This window comes from Aeromonas bivalvium (assembly GCF_046078285.1).
Lineage (GTDB): Bacteria > Pseudomonadota > Gammaproteobacteria > Enterobacterales > Aeromonadaceae > Aeromonas > Aeromonas bivalvium.
Map to the genome: position 1 here is coordinate 76292 of NZ_JBGXBV010000009.1, position 25533 is coordinate 101824.

At 62.7% G+C, this 25533-nt stretch carries 25 protein-coding genes; 19 read left to right on the top strand and 6 right to left on the bottom strand.

The window, feature by feature from the left end; genetic code table 11:
- Nucleotides 1-26: 26 nt before the first annotated feature.
- The 4 genes from ald to ACEUCR_RS17235 all read right to left on the bottom strand — a co-directional run bounded on the left by ald (nucleotide 27) and on the right by ACEUCR_RS17235 (nucleotide 4883).
- Nucleotides 27-1142 (bottom strand): alanine dehydrogenase, encoded by a 1116-nt coding sequence (ald, locus tag ACEUCR_RS17220; RefSeq protein WP_408791583.1) that lies wholly within the window; start codon nucleotides 1140-1142, stop codon nucleotides 27-29.
- Nucleotides 1143-1183: 41 nt separating this feature from the next.
- Nucleotides 1184-1903 (bottom strand): glutamine amidotransferase-related protein, encoded by a 720-nt coding sequence (locus ACEUCR_RS17225; RefSeq protein WP_392441856.1) that lies wholly within the window; start codon nucleotides 1901-1903, stop codon nucleotides 1184-1186.
- 54 nt (nucleotides 1904-1957) lie between these two features.
- Nucleotides 1958-3454, bottom strand: a complete 1497-nt coding sequence (locus tag ACEUCR_RS17230; protein WP_408791585.1) for a CoA-acylating methylmalonate-semialdehyde dehydrogenase — start codon at nucleotides 3452-3454, stop codon at nucleotides 1958-1960.
- 97 nt (nucleotides 3455-3551) lie between these two features.
- Complete coding sequence (locus ACEUCR_RS17235) at nucleotides 3552-4883, bottom strand: aspartate aminotransferase family protein (protein WP_408791587.1); 1332 nt, start codon at nucleotides 4881-4883, stop codon at nucleotides 3552-3554.
- A 174-nt stretch (nucleotides 4884-5057) separates the two neighbouring features.
- On the opposite strand from ACEUCR_RS17235, the gene ACEUCR_RS17240 reads away from it, so the two are divergent.
- From ACEUCR_RS17240 to ACEUCR_RS17265, 6 genes are all read left to right on the top strand, one after another.
- A complete protein-coding gene (locus ACEUCR_RS17240) occupies nucleotides 5058-5600 on the top strand; it encodes a cupin domain-containing protein (protein ID WP_041999052.1) in 543 nt (180 codons plus the stop codon).
- Nucleotides 5601-5722: 122 nt separating this feature from the next.
- Nucleotides 5723-7222: an aldehyde dehydrogenase gene (locus tag ACEUCR_RS17245; RefSeq protein WP_041999048.1), complete on the top strand. Its 1500-nt coding sequence runs from the start codon at nucleotides 5723-5725 to the stop codon at nucleotides 7220-7222.
- 121 nt (nucleotides 7223-7343) lie between these two features.
- Nucleotides 7344-7508 (top strand): hypothetical protein, encoded by a 165-nt coding sequence (locus ACEUCR_RS17250; RefSeq protein WP_167335479.1) that lies wholly within the window; start codon nucleotides 7344-7346, stop codon nucleotides 7506-7508.
- Nucleotides 7509-7640: 132 nt separating this feature from the next.
- Complete coding sequence (gene rarD, locus ACEUCR_RS17255; protein ID WP_408791589.1) at nucleotides 7641-8543, top strand: EamA family transporter RarD; 903 nt, start codon at nucleotides 7641-7643, stop codon at nucleotides 8541-8543.
- A 105-nt stretch (nucleotides 8544-8648) separates the two neighbouring features.
- The gene (locus ACEUCR_RS17260) at nucleotides 8649-9464 is read left to right on the top strand and encodes a helix-turn-helix transcriptional regulator (protein WP_408791591.1); all 816 of its coding nucleotides are present in this window, start codon (nucleotides 8649-8651) and stop codon (nucleotides 9462-9464) included.
- Between the two features lie 50 nt (nucleotides 9465-9514).
- The gene (locus tag ACEUCR_RS17265; protein WP_111874153.1) at nucleotides 9515-10144 is read left to right on the top strand and encodes a LysE family translocator; all 630 of its coding nucleotides are present in this window, start codon (nucleotides 9515-9517) and stop codon (nucleotides 10142-10144) included.
- 49 nt (nucleotides 10145-10193) lie between these two features.
- Here ACEUCR_RS17265 and ACEUCR_RS17270 read toward each other — a convergent pair whose 3' ends face one another.
- Entirely contained in the window at nucleotides 10194-11606 is a 1413-nt protein-coding gene (locus tag ACEUCR_RS17270) for an aminotransferase-like domain-containing protein (RefSeq protein ID WP_408791594.1), read from the bottom strand.
- Nucleotides 11607-11762: 156 nt separating this feature from the next.
- On the opposite strand from ACEUCR_RS17270, the gene ACEUCR_RS17275 reads away from it, so the two are divergent.
- Genes ACEUCR_RS17275 through ACEUCR_RS17300 form a run of 6 tightly spaced genes read left to right on the top strand, consistent with a single transcriptional unit; the run spans nucleotide 11763 to nucleotide 17793 of the window.
- Nucleotides 11763-12026: a 2Fe-2S iron-sulfur cluster-binding protein gene (locus ACEUCR_RS17275; protein WP_041999034.1), complete on the top strand. Its 264-nt coding sequence runs from the start codon at nucleotides 11763-11765 to the stop codon at nucleotides 12024-12026.
- 20 nt (nucleotides 12027-12046) lie between these two features.
- Nucleotides 12047-12802: an iron-containing redox enzyme family protein gene (locus tag ACEUCR_RS17280; protein WP_041999031.1), complete on the top strand. Its 756-nt coding sequence runs from the start codon at nucleotides 12047-12049 to the stop codon at nucleotides 12800-12802.
- 44 nt (nucleotides 12803-12846) lie between these two features.
- Nucleotides 12847-14103 carry an ATP-grasp domain-containing protein gene (locus ACEUCR_RS17285; protein ID WP_408791595.1) on the top strand — a complete coding sequence of 419 codons (1257 nt, stop codon included), beginning with the start codon at nucleotides 12847-12849 and terminating at the stop codon, nucleotides 14101-14103.
- On the top strand, nucleotides 14100-15290 hold the full coding sequence (locus tag ACEUCR_RS17290; RefSeq protein ID WP_408760745.1) for an ATP-grasp domain-containing protein: 1191 nt from the start codon (nucleotides 14100-14102) through the stop codon (nucleotides 15288-15290). Before ACEUCR_RS17285 ends, ACEUCR_RS17290 begins: the two co-directional genes overlap by 4 nt.
- A complete protein-coding gene (locus ACEUCR_RS17295) occupies nucleotides 15287-16540 on the top strand; it encodes an ATP-grasp domain-containing protein (RefSeq protein ID WP_408791597.1) in 1254 nt (417 codons plus the stop codon). Before ACEUCR_RS17290 ends, ACEUCR_RS17295 begins: the two co-directional genes overlap by 4 nt.
- Nucleotides 16541-16551: 11 nt before the next feature.
- Nucleotides 16552-17793 (top strand): MFS transporter, encoded by a 1242-nt coding sequence (locus ACEUCR_RS17300; protein ID WP_408791599.1) that lies wholly within the window; start codon nucleotides 16552-16554, stop codon nucleotides 17791-17793.
- Here the strand turns inward: ACEUCR_RS17300 and ACEUCR_RS17305 are convergent.
- The gene (locus ACEUCR_RS17305; RefSeq protein ID WP_408791652.1) at nucleotides 17766-18428 is read right to left on the bottom strand and encodes a chromophore lyase CpcT/CpeT; all 663 of its coding nucleotides are present in this window, start codon (nucleotides 18426-18428) and stop codon (nucleotides 17766-17768) included. The two genes, ACEUCR_RS17300 and ACEUCR_RS17305, sit on opposite strands and share 28 nt — an antisense overlap.
- Before the next feature lie 442 nt (nucleotides 18429-18870).
- On the opposite strand from ACEUCR_RS17305, the gene ACEUCR_RS17310 reads away from it, so the two are divergent.
- The 7 genes from ACEUCR_RS17310 to ACEUCR_RS17340 all read left to right on the top strand — a co-directional run bounded on the left by ACEUCR_RS17310 (nucleotide 18871) and on the right by ACEUCR_RS17340 (nucleotide 25533).
- Nucleotides 18871-19398 carry a winged helix-turn-helix transcriptional regulator gene (locus tag ACEUCR_RS17310; RefSeq protein WP_408748061.1) on the top strand — a complete coding sequence of 176 codons (528 nt, stop codon included), beginning with the start codon at nucleotides 18871-18873 and terminating at the stop codon, nucleotides 19396-19398.
- Nucleotides 19395-20672, top strand: coding sequence for a beta-ketoacyl-ACP synthase II (gene fabF / locus ACEUCR_RS17315; protein ID WP_408791601.1), 1278 nt, complete (start codon nucleotides 19395-19397; stop codon nucleotides 20670-20672). The genes ACEUCR_RS17310 and fabF overlap by 4 nt, the downstream gene beginning before the upstream one ends.
- Before the next feature lie 248 nt (nucleotides 20673-20920).
- The gene (locus ACEUCR_RS17320; RefSeq protein WP_408791603.1) at nucleotides 20921-21706 is read left to right on the top strand and encodes a hypothetical protein; all 786 of its coding nucleotides are present in this window, start codon (nucleotides 20921-20923) and stop codon (nucleotides 21704-21706) included.
- 167 nt (nucleotides 21707-21873) lie between these two features.
- Nucleotides 21874-22767 (top strand): LysR family transcriptional regulator, encoded by an 894-nt coding sequence (locus ACEUCR_RS17325; RefSeq protein ID WP_408791605.1) that lies wholly within the window; start codon nucleotides 21874-21876, stop codon nucleotides 22765-22767.
- A 187-nt stretch (nucleotides 22768-22954) separates the two neighbouring features.
- Complete coding sequence (locus ACEUCR_RS17330) at nucleotides 22955-23392, top strand: DUF2846 domain-containing protein (RefSeq protein WP_408791607.1); 438 nt, start codon at nucleotides 22955-22957, stop codon at nucleotides 23390-23392.
- A 187-nt stretch (nucleotides 23393-23579) separates the two neighbouring features.
- On the top strand, nucleotides 23580-24590 hold the full coding sequence (locus tag ACEUCR_RS17335; RefSeq protein ID WP_408791609.1) for a DUF262 domain-containing protein: 1011 nt from the start codon (nucleotides 23580-23582) through the stop codon (nucleotides 24588-24590).
- A complete protein-coding gene (locus ACEUCR_RS17340; RefSeq protein ID WP_408791611.1) occupies nucleotides 24577-25533 on the top strand; it encodes a nucleotidyltransferase family protein in 957 nt (318 codons plus the stop codon). Before ACEUCR_RS17335 ends, ACEUCR_RS17340 begins: the two co-directional genes overlap by 14 nt.

Here is a 25533-nt window from a genome sequence, read left to right on the forward strand (position 1 = left end):
CCGCTCAAGCTTTCACCGCGATCGGCTCAGCCCAGTACCGACTCGGCGCTGGCGTGCTCGTAGCCCAGGGCCTGGGCCACCGCCCCCTGGGTCACCTTGCCCTTGAACACGTTCAGGCCTGCCCTCAGGTGCTTGTCCTCCTTGAGTGCCTGGACATAGCCCTTGTCCGCCAGCGCCAGCACGAACGGCAGGGTGGCGTTGGTCAACGCGAAGGTGGAGGTACGCGCCACCCCGCCCGGCATGTTGGCCACGCAGTAGTGGATGATGCCATCCACCACATAGGTGGGATCCTCATGGGTGGTGGGATGGGAGGTCTCGAAGCAGCCCCCCTGATCGATGGCCACGTCCACCAGCACAGAGCCCTTGCGCATCAGCCCCAGCATGGGACGGGTCAGCAGCTTGGGCGCCGCCGCCCCCGGGATCAGCACGGCGCCGATCACCAGATCCGCCTGGGCGAGGCAGGCCTCGATATTGACCTGGGTCGAGTAGAGGGTCTTGAGGGCCGGGCCGAACAGGCCATCGAGCTCCCGCAGCCGCGGCAGGGACTTGTCGAGCAGGGTGACATCGGCCCCCAGACCCAGGGCCATGCGCGCCGCGTTGATCCCCACCACACCCCCACCCAGCACCACGACCCGGGCGGGCGCCACGCCGGGCACGCCGCCGAGCAGGGTGCCGTTGCCCCCCTGGGCCTTCTCCAGACTGTGGGCCCCGGCCTGGATCGCCATCCGCCCCGCCACCTCGGACATGGGGGCCAGCAGCGGCAGGCCGCCACGCTCGTCGGTCACCGTCTCGTAGGCGATGGCCACGGCGCCCGAATGGACCAGCAGCTGGGTCTGCACCGGATCCGGTGCCAGGTGCAGGTAGGTGAACAGCAGCTGATCCGGGCGCAGCAGCTCGCACTCCTCCGGCTGCGGCTCCTTCACCTTCACTATCATCTCGGCCCGGGCGAAGATCTCCGCCGCACTGGCCACCAGCTCGGCCCCCGCCCCCTGGTACTCGGCATCGGACAGGCCGATCGCCTCGCCCCCCTGCCGCTGCACCAGCACCTGGTGGCCCCGGGCCGTCAGCTCCTGCACCCCGGCGGGGGTCATGCCGATGCGGTATTCGTGGTTTTTGATTTCCTTGGGTACGCCAATGATCATCTCGATGCTCCTGCGTTCGTCCTTGTCCCCCGCCGGCGCCGCTATGGCCGAGCCGGCAGCATGCCTAAAAATCGCAACAACCAGCCCAGCATGATGGTGGAGTCCACCTCCTGCTCCAGGGAGGCGAGGAAGGCCTGATAGCGTTCCGGCGCCAGACTCTGCTGCCGTTTCTCGATCAGCGCCCTGTCGTAGTCCACCGAAAATTCGGGGTGACCCTGGATGGCGACTATGTGTTCCCCCTGGCCGAACATGAAGTTAGGACAGAAATCATTGCCCGCCAGGCGACGCCCGCCAGAGGGCAGGCGCATCACCTGATCCTGGTGGCTGGCGAGAATGCGGATCCGATCCAGCCCCGGCTGCATCCAGGGCTCGCTCGCCAGCATGGCATTGCTGGCCACCCCCAGTCCCCAGCCCTTGTCGGACTTGCCCACCTCGCCCCCCAGGGCCTGGGCGATCAGCTGATGGCCGAAGCAGACGCCCGCCAGCTTGACCCTGGCCTCATCTGCCCGGCGCACCCACTCCCGCAGCGCCACCACCCAGGGGGTATCGCCATAGGCGTCGTGGCGCGAGCCGGTGATGAGCCAGCCATCGCACTCATCCAGATCGGTCGGCAGCTCGCCATCCAGGGCCGACCAGACCCGAAACTCCAGGTGGGGCGCCAGGGCCCTGAATCCCTCGATAAACATCCCGGAATAGACCCGGCCAAACTGCTGCTCGAACTCGGGGTCCAACCGATCACAATCGAGAATTCCCAGTCGCATCCTTCACTCCTTTGCGTCACATCTCAGGGGGCCGACCGAAATCGGCCCTGGGCCCTATTTCATGGTCGGCATGGCGAATTCGGCGCCGGCGCGCAGGCTCTGGGGCCAGCGGGCGGTCACCGTCTTCATCTTGGTGTAGAAGCGTACCCCATCCGGCCCGTGCATGTTGAGCGGCCCGAAGAGGGATCGCTTCCAGCCACCAAAGCTGTGAAACGCCATGGGCACCGGGATGGGGACGTTCACCCCTACCATACCGACCTGCACCCGGGTGGTGAAGTCCCGCGCCGTGTCTCCATCGCAGGTGAAGATGGCGGTGCCGTTGCCGTACTCGTGTTCGTTGATGAGGCGCAGCGCCGTCTCGTAGTCCGGCGCCCGCACGATGGCGAGCACGGGGCCGAAGATCTCCTCCCGGTAGATGCGCATCTCGGGGCCGACCCGATCGAACAGGCTGCCGCCGATGAAGTAGCCCTCGCCGTGGCTCAAGCCCCGGCCATCCACCACCAGCTCGGCCCCCTCGGCCACCCCCTGATCCACATAGCCGCGCACCCTGGCCAGGTGCTCCCGGCTGATGAGGGGCCCCATCTCGCTTTCCGGGCTCTGGCCAAGGCCGGGCCCGACCCGCAGCCCCTCAACGAGGGGTGCCAGCCTGGCCACCAGAGCATCTGCGGTCTCGTCCCCCACCACCAGGGCCACCGAGATCGCCATGCAGCGCTCACCGGCCGCACCGTAGGCCGCCCCCATCAGGGCGGAGACCGCCTGGTCAAGATCCGCATCCGGCATCACCAGCATGTGATTCTTGGCGCCGCCCAGGGCCTGCACCCGCTTGCCGTGGGCCGAGGCGGTGGTATAGATGTATTCGGCGATGAGAGTGGAGCCGACGAACGACACTGCGGCCACCCTGGGGTCAGTGAGCAGCACGTCCACCACCTCCTTGTCGCCGTTGATGACGTTGAGTACCCCGTCCGGCAGTCCGGCCTGCTTGAGCAGCTCGGCCATGCGCAGGGAGAGAGACGGATCCTTCTCGGAGGGCTTGAGGATGAAGCTGTTGCCGCAGGCCAGGGCCACAGGGAACATCCACAGCGGCACCATGGCCGGGAAGTTGAACGGCGTGATGCCGGCGCACACCCCCACCGGCTGCATCATGGAATAGCTGTCCACCCCCCGGCCGACGTTGAGGGAGTGCTCCCCCTTGAGCAGATGGGGAATGCCGCAGGCGAACTCCACCACCTCCAGCCCCCGGGTCAGCTCCCCCTGGGCATCGGAGAACACCTTGCCGTGTTCCCGGCTGATGAGGCGGGCCAGTTCGTCCCTGTGCTGCTCCATCAGTTCCTTGAAGCGAAACAGCACCCGGGCCCGCACCAGGGGCGGGGTCTGGGACCAGTCGGCGAAGGCGCGCTCGGCGCAGGCTATCGCCTCGGCACACTCATCGGCGGTACTGAGGACGACCGAGCCCTGCGGCTGTCCGGTGGCCGGATCGAAGATGGCACCGAAACGCTCGCTGCGGCTCTCCCTCGTCTCACCGTCGATAAAGTTGTCAATCCTGTAACTCATAAATCCTCCGTGATGGGTCATTCGTCCTCCCTCTGCCGCGCCGAAAGAGGCATGGGGGGTGACACCCTCGGCGGGCGTCACCCCGAGTAATTAGGGGTCAATCCTGGGCCTGCAGGGCGTCCTGCAGCAGGGTGAAGAGATCGTCGATCTCGCTGCGCTCTATGATGAGGGGGGGCGACAGGGCGATGATGTCGCCGGTCACCCGGATAAGCGCTCCCTTCTCGAAGCAGCGCACGAACACCTCATAGGCCCGCTTTCCCGGCGCGTCCGCCATGGATTCCAGCTCTATGCCCGCCACCAGGCCGTAGTTGCGCACGTCCTTCACGTGCTTGCAGCCCTTCAACGAATGGGCCGCCTCCTCCCAGTAGCCCGCCAGCTCGGCCGCCCGGGTCAGCAGGTTTTCATTGCGGTAGATCTCGAGGGTGGCCAGGCCGGCGGCCGCCGCCACCGGATGACCCGAGTAGGTGTAGCCGTGGAACAGCTCGATGGCCCCCTTGCCCGCCGCCATCATGTCGTCATGGATATGGTCTTGCACCAGCACGGCCCCCATGGGGATGGCGCCATTGGTGAGCCCCTTGGCACAGGTGATCATGTCGGGGATGACATCGAACTCCTGGGCGGCGAAGGGGGAGCCGAGGCGACCGAAGCCGGTGATCACCTCGTCGAAGATGAGCAGGATGCCGTGTTTGGTGCAGATCTCCCGCAGCCGCTTGAGGTAGCCCTTGGGGGGCATGATGACGCCGGTGCTGCCAGCGATGGGTTCGACGATGACGGCCGCTATGTTGCTGGCGTCATGGAGGAAGACGATCTTCTCCAGCTCGTCGGCCAGGGTCACGTCTTCGTCGGGCAGGCCTCTGGTGAAGGCATTCCTGGCGATATCGAGGGTGTGGGGCAGGTGATCCACCCCGCCGAGCAGGGAGCCGAACCACTTGCGGTTGCCGGGAATGCCGCCAACAGAGATGCCGCCGAATCCCACCCCATGGTAGCCGCGCTCGCGGCCGATGAGCCGGGTGCGGGTGCCCTGACCGCGGGCCCGCTGCCAGGCCAGGGCGATCTTGAGCGCCGTGTCCACGGACTCCGACCCGGAGTTGGTATAGAAGACGTGGCCGAAGCCCTTGGGGGCTATCTCCACCAGCTGGTTGGCCAGCTCGAACGGCAGAGGGTGACCCATCTGGAACGTGGGGGCAAAGTCGAGGTGGGCGATCTGCTGGGAGACCGCCTCGGCAATTTCCCGCCGGCCATGGCCCGCGTTGCAACACCAGAGGCCGGCGGTGCCATCCAGTATCTTGCGGCCATCCTCTGCGCGATAATACATGCCCTCGGCAGACTTGAGGATCCGTGGCGCCGCCTTGAACTGCTGGTTGGCGGTGAAGGGCATCCAGAAGGCGGACATGTCCGCCGGCGTATTGATGTCACTGACAACTTTCATGGTCACCTCATCCTTAAGGTGTTTAGCTACTCAGGGTGATCGCCTATTAAATTAAACACCTGTATCCATAAAAAAGGGCGCTATGCTGCCCAGTGATGGTGTCACCCCGACCAGGGTGGTATAAGATATTTAACACAAATTCAATAATAGTAAACACTCGAGGAGAACAGAAGGATGGATATAGGTCAACGCCTCAAGGCGGTCCGCACCAAGGCGGCTCTGTCCCAGCGCGAACTCGCCAAGCGCTCGGGGGTGACCAACGGCTTTATCTCCCAGATAGAAAAAAATCAGGTCAGTCCCTCGGTCGCCTCCCTGCGCAAGGTGCTGGAAGGCATTCCCATGTCCCTGGCCAGCTTCTTCACCGACGAGACGGCCCTCGACTCCGAGGTGGTCTTTCGCGCCGCCGACATGCCGGATCTCGGCAGCCACCCCATCAGCTACCGCCTGGTGGGCCACAGCCGCGCCAACCGCGCCATCGGCATGTTGCAGGAGAGACTGCCCCCCGGCGCCGACACCGGCGACGACATGCTGAGTCACGATGGCGAAGAGTGCGGCATCGTCATCCAGGGCCGGGTCGAGGTGACCATAGGCGAGCAGATCCACCTGCTCGGCGCCGGCGATGGCTACTACTTCGACAGCCGCACCCCGCACCGCTTTCGCAACGTCGACGAGCAGGAGTGCGTGCTGATCTCCGCCAACACACCGGCCACCTTCTGACCCGGGCCAGCGGCGATCCTGGCCAGCGCCTGTTTAAGAAGTTGTTACAAGCCGGATTTACAGGCGGCGAAATGTTTAGCATATTGATACGCGGATGACCTTTGCACGTTCAAGGAGCGAACATGAGTGATATGAACCTGGCCCAGTGGCAATACCGACAGGCCCAGCTGACCCTCCCCACCCAGGCGTTCATCGACGGCAGCTACCGGGATGCGGTCCATGGTGCCACCTTCGAGTGCATCAATCCGGCCAATGGCCAGCTGCTGGCCAATGTCGCCGCCTGTGATGCCGCCGATGCCGAACTGGCGGTCAAGGCAGCCCGCGCCGCCTTCAACGACAGGCGCTGGGCGGGACAATCCCCCAAGGAGCGCAAGCTGGTGTTGCAGCGCTTCGCCGAGCTGATGCGGCTCCACCGGGTCGAGCTGGCCCTGCTGGAGTCCCTGGACATGGGCAAGCCCATCTCGGACGCCATGGGTTACGATGCCCCCGCCGCCGCCAACTGCATCGCCTGGAACGGCGAGGCCATCGACAAGCTCTATGACGAGGTGGCCCCGGTCGAAGAGGGGGCCCTGGCCCTGGTGACCCGGGAACCGCTCGGGGTGGTGGCCGCCATCGTCCCCTGGAACTTTCCCCTGGTGATGGCGTGCTGGAAGCTGGGACCGGCGCTCGCCACCGGCAACTCCGTCATCCTCAAGCCGTCGGAAAAATCCCCCCTCACCGCCCTGCGCATCGCCGGCATTGCGAAAGAGGCGGGCATTCCGGACGGCGTCTTCAACGTGCTGCCGGGCTTTGGCCATACCGTGGGCGAGGCGCTCGCCATGCACATGGATGTGGACTGCATCACCTTCACCGGCTCCACCCGGGTCGGCAAGCATCTGGTGGAGTGCTCAGGCAAGTCGAACCTGAAACGCGCCTTCATGGAGTGCGGCGGCAAGAGCCCCAACATCATACTGGCGGATGCGCCGGATCTGGACGCTGCCGCCAAGAGTGCGGCCGCCGCCATCTTCTACAACCAGGGGGAAGTGTGCACCGCCGCCTCCCGGTTGCTGGTGCAAAACAGCATCAAGAGCGACTTCATCGAGCGGCTGCTGGTCCATGCCAGGGAGTGGGTCGCGGCGGATCCCCAGGATCCCGCCACCCGCATCGGAGCCATGGTGGATGGCATCCAGATGGAGCAGGTTCTGCGCTACATAGAGATAGGCAAACAGGAGGGAGCCAGGCTGCTGCTCGGCGGCGAGCGCACCCGGGAGGAGAGCGGCGGCTTCTACATAGCCCCCACCATCTTCGATGAGGTGACCCCCCAGATGCGCCTCTTCCGCGAGGAGATCTTCGGCCCCGTGCTCGCCATCACCGGCTTCGACACCCTCGAGGAGGCCATTGCCCTTGGCAACGATACCGACTACGGTCTGGCAGCCGCCATCTGGACGGCGGATCTGAACAAGGCGATCAAGGGCTCCCGCGCCCTGCGTGCCGGTACCGTATTCGTCAACAACTGGGACGGCGGCGACATGACGATGCCCTTTGGCGGCTTCAAGCAGTCGGGCAACGGCCGCGACAAGTCCCTGCACGCCCTGGAGAAATACACAGAGCTCAAGAGCACCTGGATACAGCTCGAGTCCTGATCCTGGCGCCGGGGTGAACATGGGAGGGGGGCTTGCCCCCCTTTCTCGTTTTTCCCCTTCCCTCACCCGAGTCGATTGATATAATCATCAGCTACACAAACCCTTCAATATCAAGATAAAAATGCTTTTTCTCGTGGGAAGCGTGCTGCTGCTGGTGATAGGGCTGCCACTGCTGTTTTTCCTGCTGGGTCAGGGGGAGGCCTATGTCACCTGGGGCCCCTGGATTTCGGCCATAGTGCTTATGCTGTGGGTGTTGCTGGATATCGGCAAGATCCGCCGGGGGTGAGGCGAAGCGCCGGATCCCCGGCCATAAGTTGCATGTTAATCACTATTTAATCGCTTCTTTCCCGTCGCCGGGATGGCTACACTGCGGGTTTGGCGATGTCAGTCACATCCGCCGTCCAGCGAAGGTCATCCAATGCCACAACAGATCCAGCGCCAGGGCATCCTCTATGCCCTGTGCGCCTATACCCTCTGGGGCATAGCCCCCGTCTACTTCAAGCTGATCGCCGAGGTGCCCGCCGCCGAGATCCTCACCCACCGCATCATCTGGTCCTGTGCCCTGCTGGTGATCCTGGTGCTGCTGGGTCGCCAGTGGTCCAAGGTGCGCGCCGTGCTGCGCCAACCCAGGGTCTTGATGACCCTGGCCCTGACCTCTACCGTGGTGGGGGGCAACTGGCTGCTGTTCATCTGGGCCATCAACAATGGCCACATGCTGGATGCGAGCCTGGGCTACTACATCAATCCCCTGTTCAACGTGCTGCTCGGCATGGTGTTTCTCGGGGAGAAGCTGCGTCGCCTGCAGTGGTGGGCCGTGGGCCTCGCCTTCATCGGCGTGGCGGTGCAACTGGTAGCGTTCGGCTCCCTGCCCTGGATCGCCCTGGTGCTGGCCAGCTCCTTCGCCTTCTATGGCCTGATCCGCAAGAAACTGGCCCTGGATGCACTCACCGGTCTGCTGCTGGAGACCCTGATCCTGCTGCCCCCGGCGGCCATCTATCTGTGGGGCATCGCCGACAGCCCCACCAGCCATATGGCGGACAACAGCCTCTACCTCAACCTGATGCTGATTGCCGCCGGCGCCGTCACCACGGCCCCCCTGCTCTGCTACACCGCCGCCGCGACCCGGCTCAAGTTCTCCACCCTGGGGTTCTTCCAGTACATAGGGCCCAGCCTGATGTTCATCCTGGCGGTCACCCTGTATGGCGAGGCGCTGCGCACCGACAAGCTCATCACCTTCGCTTGCATCTGGAGCGCCCTGGTGCTGTTCAGCCTGGACGGCCTGCGCAGCAGCCGGCGCCCGTCCCAGCCCGCGCCCCGATAAATCCGCAGACACACCCGGCATTGGCCGGGTGTGTCCTGTCTGGCCTCGACCCGGGATCGCAATAATCTACAAGCGTCCTGCCTTCATCTGGGGTATTGATAGGGGATGAAACCCATAGCCCCCATTCACTACTGGCACTCCCCCCACCTGCCGGGAGTGGAGCTGTCCCACTCCCATCACAGGGAGTTCAGCTATGGCCGTCACGTCCACCTGGATTATCACGTCGGCCTGGTGCAGCGCGGTGGCCAGAAGTTCATCCACAAGGGCAACAGCCACGCCCTGGTGCGCGGCGAACTCTCCACCGTCAATCCCGACGAGATGCACGACGGCCTGAGCCTGCTGCCGGAGGGGTACGAGGTGCGGGTCTTCTCCATCGATCCGGCCACCCTGGCCAACTGGCTGCCCGGTGGCGAACACTTCTTTGACCGCGCCCTGCAGCGGCGCCCGGATCTCTACGCCGGTTTCGCCCGCCTGCACATGTACCTGGAAGATCCCCTGGCCGACGGCCTGCTGGCCCAGAGCACCCTGCTGACCCTGCTCGGGGATCTGCTGCACCTGGCTCCCTGCGAGCACAGGCTGTCGGATCCCCAGCTCAGGTTCCTGCGCGAGCATCTGCTGGACCGACTCGACCAGCCCCACAGCCTGGAGGATCTCGCCGCCCTGTTCGGGCTGGATCGCTTCGCCTTCCTGCGTCAGTTCAAGAAAAAAAGCGGCATGACCCCCTACGCCTGGCTCAAGCGGCTGCGGCTCGAGCGCAGCAAGGCCCTGCTCGCCCGGGGCATGGCGGTGAGCGAGGTGGCGCTGACGGTAGGCTTCTTCGATCAGAGCCATTTCCACCACGGCTTTCGCCAGGCCTTCGGCATCACGCCGGCGCAATACCGCCAGCAGATGCAATCTTTTACAAGCCGCGGCCATCCCTGAGCTGGCAAGCTCTTCTCCTCATCGCCGGCACAGTAAAGGAAAGCAGCCACATGCAGAGCCTGTTCATCACCCTGGGACTCCTCCACCTCATCGCCCTGGCAAGCCCGGGGCCCGATTTTGCGCTGATCCTGCGCACCAGCCTGCACAGGCCCACCGCCCTGGGCGCCGCCATCGGCATCGCCCTCGCCATCCTGTTGCACGCCACTTTCAGCCTGACCGGCATCAGCCTGCTGATCGCCAGCCACCCCTGGTTGTTCACCCTGGTGCGGCTGGTCGGGGCCCTCTATCTGGGCTGGCTTGGCTGGGGTGCCCTCAGGGCCGCCTGGCAGGGTGGCGAGGCCGACCGCCTGCAGGCAGGGGGCGAACGGGGCGGACTGGCCCTCGGCATTCGGCGCGGACTCGCCACCAATTTGCTCAATCCCAAGGCGCTGTTGTTCTTCGTCGGCCTGCTGGCGGCCATGGTCACCCCCCAGGTGGGCAGCCTGACCCGGGGCCTGTTGATCCTGGAGCTGTTCCTGCTCTCCCTGGCCTGGTTCGGCCTGCTCGCCTGGTGCCTCTCCACCCCGCGAGCCCAGCGCCTGCTCGGCCGGGTGCAGCGACCCCTCAATCTGGTCACCGGCCTGCTGTTCGGCGCCGTCAGCCTCTCCATCCTGGGCGGCATGGCCGAGCAGCTCATTTAACGCGGGCAACGGCGCTGCGCCCCCCTCAGGGGCCAGGCCCCTTTAGGGGCTAAGTCTCCCCTCGCCCGGCCTCGCGCAGCAGCCGACCCAGTCGCGCCATCAGCTCGGGGTGATCGGTGTGGGCGAGGTTGAGTCGCATGTGACGCTGCCCCTCCTCGCTCCGGGTGAAGAGGGATCCCGGCGCCAGGGCGATGCCTTCGGCCAGGGCCGACTGGGCCAGGGTCTCGCTGTTGACCCCGTCCGGCAGCCGCACCCAGCGAAACAGGCCCCCCTGGCCATCGAACTCCAGCCGACAGCCCAGTCCCGCCAGCCAGTCGTCGACACGCCCCCCCGCATCGCACAGCCGCTGGCGGATCCGTCGCAGCTGCCGATCGTAGTGGCCATCTCGCAGCAACCCGGTCAGCATCCGCTCCCCTATCTCCATGGTCACCCCGCCGCACACCTGCTTCAGGCCGGCGAGGCTGGCGGCCAGGGCCGGGCTGGCCGCGACGAAACCCAGTCTGAGGTTGGCGCTGAGCAGCTTGGAGAACCCCGACACATAGGTCACCCGATCCCAGCCCCCCAGGCTGGCCAGCCTGGGCACCTCCCCGAGCAGATCCCCATAGAGGTCATCCTCGATCAGATGGCAATCCCAGCGGGACAGCAATGCCAGCAGGCTGAACGCCTGGGCAGGCGAGAGCGACTGGCCGGTGGGATTGTGCAGCAGGCCGGAGGTGAGATAGAGCCGCGGCTTCTCCTCCCTGAGCCAGCGCTCCAGCAGGGTCAGATCGGGGCCATTCGGGGTGCGGGGCAGGGAGAGCACCCGGGCGCCATGCAGGCTCAGGACGCCGTGGAAGTTGAAGTAGCAGGGGTCATCCACCAGCACGGTATCCCCGGGGCGCAACAGCAGGCGCAGCAGCAGATCCAGCGCCTGCATGGTATTGGCCGTGGTCACCAGCTGGCCCGGGGTCAGCGCCATGCCGAGCACCGCCAGGCGGTCCCTCAGGGTCTCGCGCAGGGGGCGATAGCCGGCGGCATCGCCATACTCGGCCAGCCTGAGGTTGGGCTGCCGACTCACCTGGCGCAGGGCCTGACGCAGGTTGTCACCATCGAGCCAATCGGCGGGCAAGAAGCCGCAGCCGGGACGGCTCGCCCCCTGTTCGCCGATCAGGGCGCGCCGGGAGACGCTCAGAAAATCCTGGGGCAGCAGCTGTCCCAGGCTGTCGCCATCCGGCACCGGGCCACGGCGGGAGACGAAGTAGCCACGCCCCTGGCTGGCATGGACCAGCTGCTGGCCCTTGAGCCGGTCAAGGGCGTCCACCACGGTGAACTTGCTCACCCCGAACTGGCGCGTCAGGGCATGGATGGAGGGGAGCCGCGTCCCCATGGGCAGCACGCCCTCCCGGATCAACTGGCCGAGGTGGTCCGTGATTTGAACCACCTTGGGCTCCCCTGGCCTGAATGCCAACGCTGGGATCATCATGGCTGCCTCCTTGCGCAACTTTACCGGCCACTTTACCGGCAAAGTAATGCCAAATGAATACCGTCCTTCACTGCCCCCCCATAGAGGGCGAGATTAGAGTTGCCCCAGCAAATGAGGCCCGTCCACGGCCTAGCCCCTATCTGCCGGAACTCAACTATGCCAAGCATCACCTTCCTGGAAAGCGGCGTCGTCATCGACTCACCCGACCCGATCCGCCTGCTCGACATGGACGACCACATCCGGTTCGCATGTCGCGCCGGCAATTGCGGCACCTGCACCATCAATGTCGTCGAGGGGCAGGACCAGCTCTCTGCCCTGACACCCAGGGAGCAGCGGCTGTTCGCGCTGACAAAACAGACCGATACCAACCTGCGCCTGGCTTGCCAATGCAAGGTGCTGGGCGACGTCATTCTTCGCTAACTCAACCTGAGGACTCTCAAATGGACTTGAAAAATCGCATCACGGACCGCGCCATCGTTCGTCGCAAACCCCTGCTCTCCCTTCAGGAGAGCGCCAGGGTAAAGCGGGAGCTGGACGCATTTCTCGACACCAAGATTGACGAGTGGAACCGCACCGTTCCCTTCGCCCGCCACCTGGAGGGGTCCGAGGTCAACCTGCCCTACTATCGCCAGACCCTCATGGAGCATGCCTGGCGTATCCGCCTGATGCGCAGCGCCCAGTGCAACAACCTGCACAAGATCAGCCGCATCAATGCCGAGGCCGCCCAGCGCTATGCCGCCTATCAGGATGAAGAGATGCTGCACGACACCCTGTTCATTCAGGATGCGGAGCGGATCGGCGTCAGCCAGGAAGAGATCTATCGCACCGAGCCCAGCTTCTACACCCGGCTGCTGGCGGGCTACCTCTATTTCGTGGCCGAACACGAGAAGCCCCTCGGCGTGGTCTGCTACAGCTATCTGGTCGAGTACACCACCCAGAAGATCACCCCCAAGCAGATTGCCGCCATGGCCGACTCCCTGGGCAAAGACAAGATTGCCGGTCAGGCCGCCCATCTGAACACCGATCTGGTGGAGGATCACACCCAGGAGATGTGGGACATCCTGCATCTGCTCATCGAGAGCGAGCAGGACATCGTCGACATCAAGCGCTACTTCAGCGAAATCCAGGAGCTGCTCAAGCTGTTCTTCGTGGAGCTGTACGAGAAGCATGGCCAGGCCACAGGGCAAGCCGCATAAGCACGGAGCGGGGCCTGTCCATCAGGCCCCCAAGGAGTGACCCCATGAATTCACGCACAGGTGTCCTGATCCTGTCCCACCAGCTGCTCTCCATGGTCGCCCCGCTGCAACAGCAGCTGGCGGCCCGAGGGCTCGAGTGTTATGTCCTCTCTTCCCGCCCATCCCGCGCGCTCACCCCTCCCTGGCAGGATAGGGTCAGCCAGATCGAGATCACCGATGGCCATGCACTGACCATGCAGGACATAGCGGCCTGCCTGGCGCGCCTGCCCGACGAGGTCACCCTGGTCGCCTGTATCTCGGTATGGGATGGCTATCGCGAGCTCATGGCACAGACCAATGGCCTGCTCGGCGCCACCGACCTCGACGTGAGCTGCGTGACCCGATTGCGGGACAAGCTCACCATGCGACGCTGGCTGCACGGAGACGGACTCTCCCGGGTGCAGGCCCAGCCGCTTACCGACGCCTTGTGGCAAGGGATCACGGATCCCAGTGCCTTCTTCATCAAGCCCAGAACCGGGCTCGCCTCATTCGGCGCATTTCGGGCGGACAAGCTGGATCAACCTGACCAGCTCGACACGCTGTGGCGACAGGCCTGCGCCGATCAGGCCTATGCCGGTGTCTTTGAGGGGGAACCGGAATTCATCATCGAAGACCTGATCCAGGGCACCGAGTATTGCTTCGAGGTCATAGTGACGAAGGGAGAGGCGCAGGTACTGGCCGTCCATGAAAAGATAGACATGCACCAGCAGGGCTTTACCGTGCTGGAGAACGCCTGCGTCTGCCCCCCGGTCTCGGTACAAGCCGAGCAACTGGCGCAGGGCAAGACCTTCGTCACCCGTTGCCTGGCGAGCCTGGAAGTCACCACGGGCTTGTTCCATATCGAGGCCAAGTTTGCCGAACGGCAAGGGTGGGAGATGGTCGAGATCAACCCGCGCATCGGCGGTGCCTACATACTGGAGAGCACCCGGCATCACGCCGGGGTGGATCTGCTCTCCCTCTGGCTCGACAGCCTGTTGTCACGGCCGCTTCAGCCGGTGCAACCCTCGAACCGGCGCAGCTTCTTTCGTGTCTTCTTCGGTCAGAGTGGCCGCACCCTGGCGCGCATCCAGCCCCGGAACGGCGCCGAGGTCCCCCTGCTCGATCAGCGCCTGTTTGTGCAGGAGGGTGATCGCCTGCCACAGATAGAGCGGGAGATCTTCATCGGCCAGGCCCTCTGGGACATCTCGGCGCTGCCGCACCACAACTTCTCCGACTTCGCCGCCAGCACGGCGCACCACTTCCAGGTGGAGTATCACCCATGAACATCGTCATCCTGCACCGCCTGCCCTATGGCAAGATCCGCTACGACCAGGTGATAGACCAGGGCACGCACCGGATCGATTACCTCTGCCTGCCCGGCGGCCAGGCAGACCTTCCCCCCGGGAGCCACCACCATGAGGTCGCCAGCTTCGAGGCCGAGGAGCTGGCCCGCCAGTGCGCCCCTCTGCTGCGCGCCGCCGACCGGCTGATCGCCCGCTCAGAGTACGAGCTGCTGGCGGCGGCCCTGCTGCGCGAGCGTTTCGCCATCCCAGGAGATCGCCCGGCGGCCATATTGCCCCTGCGCGACAAGTGGGCCATGCGCCTGCGCTGTCGCGCCGCCGGCATCCCCCAGCCCGACTTCTGGTCCCTTGAGGCCTTTGCCCGCCTGCCGGACGGCCCCGGCTGTTTCGTGCTCAAACCCAGGCTGGAAGCCTCCAGCACCGGGATAGTGATGGGGGACAGGCAGAAGCTGCTCGGTGCCATCGGGCAGCTGACCCGCCCGGACGACTATTTCGTCGAGGCCTTCATCCCGGGCAGCATCTGTCATCTGGACGGCTTCCTGCGCGATGGCGAGGTCGTGCAATCCATCACCAGCCGCTATGTGGGCAACTGCCTCGACTACGCCGGGGGCGCCCCCCTGGGCTCGGTCCAGATAGCCCCCCAGCCGCAGATGGAAACGCTGCTGCGCCAGACCCTGGCCGCCCTGGGGCAGGCGCAGGGCTGCTTCCACTTCGAGCTGATCCAGGATGAGGCGGGCCGGGTCCATTTCCTCGAGACCGCCTGCCGGGTCGGCGGGGCCGGGGTCGCCGATACCTTCGCCCTGAGGACGGGGCTCAACCTCTATCACATCGACCTGCAATACCAGCTCCACGGGGAGATCTCCCAGCAGGCGGCCCCCCTGACCGACACCCACTACGGCTGGTTCGTCTACCCGGCCCACCACAGGGGCGAGACCCAGCGCATCCACTTCGACCACGGCCGCTGGGGCGCCCTGCTGCACAGCTGGCATCAGGCAACACCTGTGGCGGCACGCCCCGGCAGCATCAGCTACGCCACCGGCGCCACCCCCTTGTCCGGCATAGTGCAGGGCCCGGCACAGACCCTGCCTCTCGCCCTCGGCGCCCTGCTGGAGCAGACCCGAGTGGAATACATTTCGACCCCGCCCGCGCGGATGGAGGTATCAGCATGACCCCCTGTTTCGTCATCGTCGGTTACAACAATGTGCGCATCTATGATGTCGCCAAGCTCCGCCAGCTGGCCCACGGCCGATTCGACTGCCAGCTGGTGCTGGTGGTGGAGCGGGCCAGCCTGCAAGACTGGCAGGCTGCCGACCTGGTGATCCAGGCGGAGCTCGGCCAGAGCCCCGCCCTGGCGCGGGTGTGCGAGACCCTGGCCGACGCGGCCATGTCACCGGTCGGCATACTCCCCTTCTCCGATCGGGGGGTACCGCTCGGTGCCATGCTGGCCCAGCACTACCGGCTGCCCGGCGCCCGGCCAGAGGCGGCCCTGGCGGGCCTGGACAAGGGGCGTTTTCGGGCCATGGAGGCCGAAGTACCCGCCCCGGATCACTATCTGCCCCTGACGGCCCGGGCCATCGACAGCCTGGCCTCCCTGGTCGCCACCCGGGAGGCATTTGGCGGCACCGGCTTCATCAAGCCGGTGGCCGAGGGCAACAGCCGGGGCTGCATGGCCGTCCATGAAGACACCGACTGCGCCGCCGTCTGGGAGGAGCTGGCCCCCTATCACGCCAGCGGCATCATGATGGAGCCCCTCATCGAGGGGGCCCGGGAATTCAGCTGGGACTATGTGGCCGGTTGCCGCTGGCTGACCGAGAAACACACCACCCAGGGGGAGTACCGCGCCGAGTACCAGCAGATAGTGCCCGCCCGGCTCACCCCGGAGCAGACCCGCTGGCTCAATCAGGCCGGGGGATTCATGCGCCGACTGCTGGCCGAGGAGTGGGGGGCCTATCACAACGAGCTCTTCCTGCGCGAGCAGGGGGCCAGCGCGGTGGAAAGCAACATGCGACCGGCGGGGATGCACATCTGGGATCTCGCCGCCCTCAGCTTCGAGGCGTTCGATCCCTGGCAACGCTGGCTGCACTGGGCCCGCACGGGGCAGACCCACACCGCCCTCCCCCGTCAGCTGGGCTATAGCGGGATCCGCATGTTGCGCCCGCGCCAGAGCGGCACCCTGAGCCGCCAGGCCGATATCCCGCGCCTCGCCCTGTCTCTGGGCATCACCCTGCATCAGGGCGGCTACAGCAAGGCAGTGGGGGAGCGCGTCAGCGCCAGGGTGACCGACAATGGCGGCTTCATGGGCCAGATAGTGTTGCACCATGCCGACTACCCGACCCTGCTGGCCTGGCTCGACACCCTGGCCGACGCCATCGAGGCCGACACCGAGATCGCCTGCGACCAGCCGGTCGTCCACTGTTGAGGAGTTCGTCTATGCAGGGAATGCGCTTCTCCGTCTTTCTGGGCTCCCGCATGCTGTCCGGGCTCGGCGATCAGATCCTCCAGTTTGCCGTGCCCCTGCTGGTCTATCGCAGCACGGGGAGCGTCGCCCTCTCCGGGCTGGCCTTCTTCATCGAGTGGCTGCCCCGCCTCATCTCCCTGCCCCTGGCCGGCGTGTTTGCCGACCGGGTCGGCGGACGGCGCGTCTACATACTGGCCGACGGTCTGAGGGCGGCGGCCTGCGTCGTCACCGCCCTCATCATGACCCTGTGGCCCGGCAGCGGCATGGCCCCCATCATGGTGATGATGGCGCTGTGCGCCTTCTGCTATGCCCAGGCCTTCATCGCCCTCGAGACGACCCTTCCCCAGCTGGTGCCTCCCGCCGACATGGCCAAGGCCCAGAGCTGGTTGCAGGTCACCAACAACGGGGCCAGCGTGCTCGGCCCCGCCCTGGCCGCCGCCTTGCTCATCTGGCTGCCGGCCACCCAGCTGCTGTGGGGATGCGCCCTGGGCTTCGCCCTGAGCGCCACCGGAGTATTGGGGCTGACCCGAGGCGCCGCGCCCGCCGCCAACCCCCAGGATCGACGCCGGGCCCTGCTGCCCGAGCTGAGGGTCGGGCTCGGCGCCCTGCTGGCCCAGCCCATATTGCTGCGCCTGGTCGGGCTCGCCATGCTGGTCAACCTGATCGTCGGCCTGGCGCTCGCCACCGCCGCCCCCATGACGCTCGGCTTGTTTGGCCAGAGCGATCAGACCCTGGCCAGCGTCCAGCTCACCATGGGGTGCATCTCCATCGGCGCCTTCCTGCTGATGCCCTGGCTGCTGCGCCGGGTCGCCGTCTACTGGATAGGGCAGCTCGCCTTCCTGCTGATCCTGGCCGGGGGCCTCATCATGGCCATGGCCCCGAGTTTCGGTTGGTATCTGCTGGGATGCGGCCTCAGCTACGGCCTGTGCGGTCTGTTCAATGTCTTCATTCGCACCGAGCGCCTGCACTGGATAGCGGAACAACAGCGGGGAAGGGTGATCAGCCTGATGGTGCTGCTCAATCAGCTCAGCCTGCCCCTGGCCGGGCTCATCATCGCACTGCTGGGAGACAGGGTGGCGGTGCAGGAGATTTTCCTGATGGCGAGCCTGGTGTGCGCCCTGGGCTACCTGCTGCTCTATCGCGCCCTGGCGAGCGCCGCCCGCACCCGGGCCCTGCCCGAGCCGGCTCAGCCGGTGGCAGGCAGCCGCAGGTAGAGATAACCCTCCCCCGGGCTGCCCCAGCGTGGGTGGCCCTCCTCGTCGTAGGCCCTGTCCAGCAAGCGGATCCTGTCCTTGCCTATCCAGACGTACTGCACCAGGGTGGCGGCGCCGCCAAAATCGGTCGGGCAAAGGCCGATGTCGCTGCGGCCCTGATAGTCGCCGGAAGGTTGGCGATGCAGCCAGATGTCACAGCCGCCGCGCAGGGAGAGCTGGGAAGGGGTCAGGCCCGCGAGCAGGGCGGGATCCCGCCAGGCACCGGCAAAGTCGCTGGCCCTGGGCATGGTCAGCTCGCTCATCAGGATGCGCCCCTGCGGCCCGGCACTGAAACGATAGATGCGTTGGCGAAAGGGTCGCTCGGGGCGCCCGGCCAGGCTTTGCTCGGCATAGACCCAGCGCACCCCGGCCCCGCCCGGCCAGATCTCTGTCAGCCTCAGGGTGGCATTGGCAAAGCGCGGGTCATAACCGGCCTGCTCGGCGTTGCTGAACTCGCCACGAAACCAGGAGAGCAGCGGCTCCATATTCACCAGGCTAGCCGTTGAGGCGCCCGGGAGCGCCACAAAGGGGGTGGGCACCGCCCATGCCAGAGCGGAGCAGAGCAGCATGAGCAGGGCCGCCATCGCCGTGCCCATCGAATCCATCCGAATCATCTTCATGGCGGCGATTATATGAGCTATCGCTCGTAAAAACAGCAAGCCAGATCAAACCCTTAAAGATCCCGGCCTGGCCGCTTCCCCCTCGGCCGCCTCTCTGACAGCCAGGCTGACAGGGCCCGATTTATCCCAAGGCAGGGAGCCGCCAGGGGCCGCCATGGGTCGCCATGGTGGCGGCCCCCGCTGTCATCTTCCCCCGGCTCCCGGAACCTTCTCTTCTGCAGCATCATCCTGGGACACCCACGTTTTGATATCGAGAGCCAGCCTCTCTACGCCTCCCTCAAAAGATGGGTGTCCCAACTTTTAGCTTTCCCCCCCGATCACCAAGATGCCGAATACCCTCGCCCGCCACGAGTCACTTGCATAATGGAAGTAAGGGCCGTATGGTTACTTCCATTATGCAAGTAACCTGATAGCCCATATGCGCAAGAAGAGTCTGAGTGAACAGCAGTGCCCCATCGCCCGCAGCCTGGATCACGTCGGTGAATGGTGGAGTCTGCTGATTATCCGCGATGCCATGCATGGCCTGTCGCGCTTCGATGAATTTCAAAAGAGCCTTGGCATCTCCCCCAACATACTGACCCGACGCCTGACCGCCCTGGTCGAGGGGGGCCTGATGGAGAAGCGGCTCTACTCCGAGCGCCCCCCTCGCTATCAATATGCGCTCACCCCCCGCGGCCAGGATCTCAGCACCGTGCTGATCGCGCTGCTCACCTGGGGCAACAACCACCTGGCGCCCGAGGGGGCCAGCATCCAGCTGAGGGATGCCCAGACGGGCGAGCTGGTCGAGCCCATGCTGGTGGACAGGCGCACCGGCCAGGAGATTTCACCCTCGCGCCACACACTGGTGCCGGGACCGGCCGCCAGCGACGGCATGAAGCAGCGTCTGTGCCATGCCAATGGCGTGATGAGCGGCGATAACCCTTCGAAACAGGAATCAGAGTCATGAACGCACATCGTATCGTGGTGACAGGAATGGGAGCGGTGACCCCGCTTGGATATGGGGTGGAAACCGTGTGGCAGCGACTGCTGGCGGGCCAGTCCGGCTTGCGCCGCCTGCCGGAGGCCTTCACCGAAGGGCTCGCCGCCAAGGTGGGCGCCATGGTGCCGACCCTGGCCGAGGATCCCCTGGCCGGGTTTGACCCCGATGCCGTGGTGTCGACCAAGGAGCAGAAGAAGATGGATCGCTTCATCCTGTTTGCCATTGCCGCGGCCAAGGAGGCCCTGCTGCAAGCCAACTGGGCCCCCGCGACGGCTGCGGAACAGGAGCGCACCGCCACCATCATCGCCTCGGGCATCGGCGGCTTCCCCGCCATCGTCGATGCGGTGCGCACCACGGATGAGCGGGGCCCGCGCCGCTTGTCTCCCTTCACCATCCCCTCCTTCCTGGTCAACATGGCAGCGGGCCATGTCTCCATCAACTTCGGCTTCAAAGGGCCGCTCGGAGCACCGGTCACGGCCTGCGCCGCCGGGGTGCAGGCCATTGGCGATGCCGCCCGCCTCATTCGCTGCGGTGAGGCCGACATCGCCATCTGTGGCGGGGCCGAGGCCACCATAGACCGCGTCAGCCTGGGCGGGTTTGCCGCGGCTCGCGCCCTCTCGTCCGCCTTTGCCGATGACCCCGAAGCGGCCTCCCGCCCCTTCGATGTCGACCGCGACGGGTTCGTGATGGGCGAAGGGGCCGGGATCCTGGTCATTGAATCCCTGGAACACGCCCTGGCCCGGGGCGCCACCCCCATAGTGGAACTGGTGGGATATGGCACCAGCGCCGATGCCTATCACCTCACCGCCGGCCCGGAGGATGGAGACGGCGCTCGCCGCGCCATGATGGCGGCCCTGGCTCAGGCCGGCATCCAGGCAGCGGACGTTCAGCACCTCAATGCCCATGCCACCTCGACCCCGGTGGGAGACAGGGGGGAGCTGGCCGCCATCAAACGCGTATTTGGCGACAACCACCAGATAGCGGTGACCTCCACCAAGTCCGCCACCGGCCATCTGCTGGGGGCCGCCGGGGGGATAGAGGCCATCTTCACCGCCCTGGCCATTCGCGACCAGAGAGTGCCCGCCACCCGCAACCTGCAGCAAGCCGACCCCCTCGCCGACGGCGTGGACATAGTGCGGGGCGCGGCCCGTGACATGGGGATCGAGCACGCCATCTCCAATGGCTTTGGTTTTGGCGGCGTGAATGCCAGCGTGCTGTTCAAGCGCTGGCAGGGGGCCTGATCTCGCCGGCGAGTGACGACCGAAGGGGCGGCAGTTCATCCTGGGACACCCACATTTTGATATCGAGAGCCAGCCTCGCTACGCCTCCCTCAAAAAGATGGGTGTCCCAGACTTGCGCTCACAGAGCGGGCATTCCCGCTTCCCCTGCCATTTATTACCAACAGTGAATTTTGATATCAGCTAAGTACCATTTCAGTGAACACTCCAGCGCCCTAGACTGCTCCTCGAACCTTAACGAGGAATCTCAGATGAAATTCACCAACATCGCTCTCCTGGCCGGCGCCATCGCCTCGGCAATCTCCCTCAACACCTTCGCCGGTGATATCGTCTCGGTGCAGTTCAGCGATGGCCGCCCCGCCGTCACCGGGGTCGAGGCGGTCAACAAAGCGCTCAACCCCATCGGCGTCAACGTGGTCACCGTCGATATCCCCGACGCCGCCAGGCCGCTGCTCGAAGCCTCCCACCGCCGCGCCTTGACCAAGGCGGAGCACGGCGCCCTGATTGCGGCCTTCAACCTGAGTCAGGGGGAGCTGCTGGAGCAAGCCAGGCTCGCAGGGCGCGAACCCGCGGTGCAAGGGGGGGGCGTTGCCACCGAAGAAACCGGCGTCGGCCCCTACCCCAAGGTCTATGACCTGATGGCGCTGGACGAGCGCACCCGCAGCGCCGTGCTCGGCAAATATGGCCGCATGCACGTCAACTCCGCAGAAGACGGCACCGACATCGACGAGGTGATGACGGTAGTCAGCGGCGGCCCCTTCCGCTGGGGCTTTGCCCTGAAAGACGGCAGCATAGCCCGCTTCCAGATAGACAAGGTGGGCCTTGAGGACAAGGCCGTGCGCGTCAGCTATCACGGCCTCGGCATGCACGCCGGGCTGATGGACGCCAGACAGGGGCTGCTGGTGGCCTTCGCCCATGGCCCCGAGGCGTTCACCATGCGCTACCAGGCCGACGTGCCCCACGCCCAGCTGCTCGGCACCAACCCCTGGGCCGATGTCGGCATCACCCTGCCCCCCGCCCCCGGCAAGGTGCAATAAGCCTCCTCCATGGATCGGGCGGTCGGGCAGCAGCCCGGCCGCCTCGTCATGCCCCGCGTTGCCATGACAGGCCGTTGCCGATGACCTCCCTTGCGATACACACTATGGTGAATAAACTGCGCAATGATGGCACCATCATTTACCAGTAGTGAATTAACGGGGGCAGGATGAACAAGATCACGGCGTTGAACGTCTTTCGCCGGGTGGTGGAGATGGGCAGCTTCAGGGCGGCGGCGGACAACCTTCACCTCTCGCAGGCGGCGGTCAGCAAGAACATCAACGAGCTGGAAGCCTATCTCGGCATTGCGCTGATCAACCGCACCACAAGGCGACTGAGCGTCACCGAATCGGGCATGGCCTATTACGGCCAGATATGCGCCGTGCTGGACAGCCTGGACGCCGCCGACCAGTCCATCATGGCCGCCTCCTTCACCCCCAGGGGCAGACTGAAGATAGGCATGCCCATGTCCTACGGACTGATCCGGCTCAACCCCCTCGTCTGCGAGTTCCAGCGCCGCTATCCAGACATCAGCATCGAAGTGAACCTGAGCGACGCCTACATGGATCTGGTGGATCAGGGGCTGGATGTGGTGATCCGGGGGGCTGGCACCCTGGATGACTCCACCCTGCGCGCCAAACCCCTGTGCCAGGTGCAGCGGGTGCTCTGCGCCGCCCCCGATTACCTCGAGGAGGCGGGCCGGCCCGCCCACCCGGCGGATCTCAAGGCGCACAACTGCCTGCGCTACAGTCTCTCCTCCTCCCCCGGCAAATGGTTCTTCAGCCGGGCGGCGGAGAGTGTGGCGGTGGAATTGAAGCCCGCCAGCTTCTGCGCCAACAACGGCATCGCCCTGAAACAGGCGGCGGTGCAGGGGCTCGGGGTGATCCTGGTGCCGGAAGAGTTCGTGTCGAGCGAACTGGCGGACGGCACCCTGGTCAAACTGCTCCCCGACTGGCAACCCGACCCCCACGCCCTGTTCGCCGTCTACCCCTTCCACAAGGAGCAGTCCCCCAAGGTGCGGCTCTTTATCGAATTTCTCGTCAAGGCGTTTCAGCCGCGGTGAGCCAGACAGGCGGGAGCTTGGGGTTTGTGCCTCCGTGCGAAACGCCGTTAACCTGCGGATCTGCCCCATGCCGGTTAATTGTCGGAATATTGAATCCCGTCACACCGGCGGTGGTTTGAGTAGTTGCCCGGTAACAAAGCCTCATGCGAACCTTTAAACCCCGTTAACCCACTCAAACCAAACCACTATGTTCAGGCAAATATTGATGAGTGCTGCCCTGCTGTCGGCGGCGCTGCTTTCCGGTTGTGCTTCCGTACCCATGGCCGATGCTGCCGCTGACGCGCAGGCCAAGCAGTTTGTGGCGCCCAAGGATGCGGCCAACCTCTATATCTATCGCAATGAGACCTTCGGCACAGCGGTGAAAATGCCGGTGCTGGTGGATGGTATGGCGGTCGGCGATACCGTGGCCCACAGCTATATCCTCAAACAGGTGACGCCGGGCAGCCACACCATCACCTCCAAGTCAGAGAACGACGCCACCCTTACCCTCAGCACCGAGGCGGGTAAAAACTACTACGTCTGGCAGGAGGTCAAGATGGGCCTGCTGATGGCTCGCTCCAAGCTGAGTCAGGTCAGTGAAGAGGAGGGCAAACAAGGGGTGATGGAGAGCAAGTTGGTCAGATAAGTAGCTGGTCATCAAGGATTAGAGGGTGAGTGTTGCTCATTCAAAAATGACAGTTCATATTGTGCGAACAATGTTTTTACAATTACGCTGTCTGCGATAGAATATAAAAATATTTTCTGTTGAATTGTGAAAAATATTGGGGGTAAGGATGGAAAGGCGGTTAACAACTCAGGACGTATCTTGGTTCTTGGATTTGCATAGAAATAAACAACTTAACTTAAACCCTCCATATCAGAGACGTTCTGTTTGGACTCGCAAAGATAAGTTGTTTTTTCTTGATACTGTATTTAAAGGATATCCATGCCCTGCAATATTTTTACACAAGGAGATAGATGGTAATACAGGAAAGACAACATATCATGTTGTGGACGGAAAGCAGAGATTAGAAACAATAATTAGCTTTGCTGAAAATAAAATATCAATGCCGAAAGAATATACAGATACTGATTTGAGGGGGAGAAAGTTTAAGGATATATCACCAGAACACAAAAAAGCATTTTGGAATTTTGTAATAGGTGTAGATCAGCTTGATATTATAGAAGAAACTATCGTAGATGAAGTTTTTGATAGGCTGAATCGGAACTCTAGAAAGTTAGAAAAACAAGAATTACGGCATGCCAAGTATGATGGGTGGTTTATTAATTTTGCTGAGCAGGAATCAGAGAATACTGATTGGCAAAAATTAGGTATTGTTACCACTGCCAGATCTAAAAGAATGAAAGATGTTCAGTTTATATCTGAGCTTATGATATCTACTATTTATAATAAATGTCATGGTTTTAGCCAAGACTTCCTTGATGATGTGTATGCTATGTATGATACACCTGAAGAGGACAGCCCTGATTTTGTTATTGGTGATTTTGTTAATTGCTTTGAAAGTACAAAGCAATTTATTATGAAGTGCGAGGAAAATAATTCTTGTGTTACATCTCACGCAAGAAACTTCATGCATTTTTATACATTATGGGGAGTGGCTCGGGAGTTTTGCAAAACTGCAAGTTCGGTTGATTTTTCAAATAAATACAATGAGTTCATGCAGTCTTATAAAGGCTTGGTAGATAAGGGAATTGATGATACCCAGTGTGATAGCGTTCACTTAGCTACTTATGCTAGGAATGCTATAGGTGCAAACACGGAAGCGCCTCAGAGGCAAGCTCGTCATGATGCTCTTAGGGATTGGATGAATGAAAATATCTAATTCTATTAGTCTTATTTACAATGAGAGGCATGCTAAATATGCCTCTTTAAAGAAAGAAGTAGATAATGCTTTCAATATTATAAAACATAATAGATGGCATTATGAGAGTAGACTAAAAGAGCTTGTCACTTTTGCTCTAAAAGCTGAAACTGGCCGTTTCTCAAAAATTTCAGAATTAGAGGACTTTCTTGGTTGTTGTCTAGTCGTAGAGAACTCAACGACTCTCAGTATTGCAGAGAAGCTAATATATGCTCACTTTAATATAATTGAGCGCCGTCCAAGAACGAAAAACTTCACACACAAAGACCCAAGCTCATTCATTTTTGATGACATTAGACTATACGCAAAACTAAAAAAAGAAGATTATTTACCAGATAGAGAATTTGATGATTGCATATTTGAAATTCAACTTAAAACTTTTTTGCAACATGCCTGGGCAATTGCAACTCATGATTTGGTATATAAGGGTGATTGCTATAACTGGGCTAATAATAGAATTGCCTATCAAGTTAAGGCATCACTAGAGCATGCTGAACTATCTATATTTTCAGCACAAGAGATGGCTAAAAGAATAGATATAAGTGATAACCCTGAGTATAAAAAAATCAATAAAATACTTAAGATTATAGGTAAACATTGGAATCATGATTCCTTACCTAAAGACACTGTTAGGCTAGCTAAGAATATTTTTAACATACTACAAGTGGCTAATATTAGTCTCGATGAATTACGCCAAGTTTGCGAAAGTTCAGATTTGATTGGTAGTCAGCCGTTATTAAGCTTGTCTCCATATCAAGCCATCTGCATCTCATGTATGATCTATCATACAGAAAAAATGCATAATATTGCAGATAAAAAAATATTCTTATCTACAGAGGCATTGGAACATATACCAATAGATATATATGAAATATTTAAAGAGAAAATACTAACACCACAATAG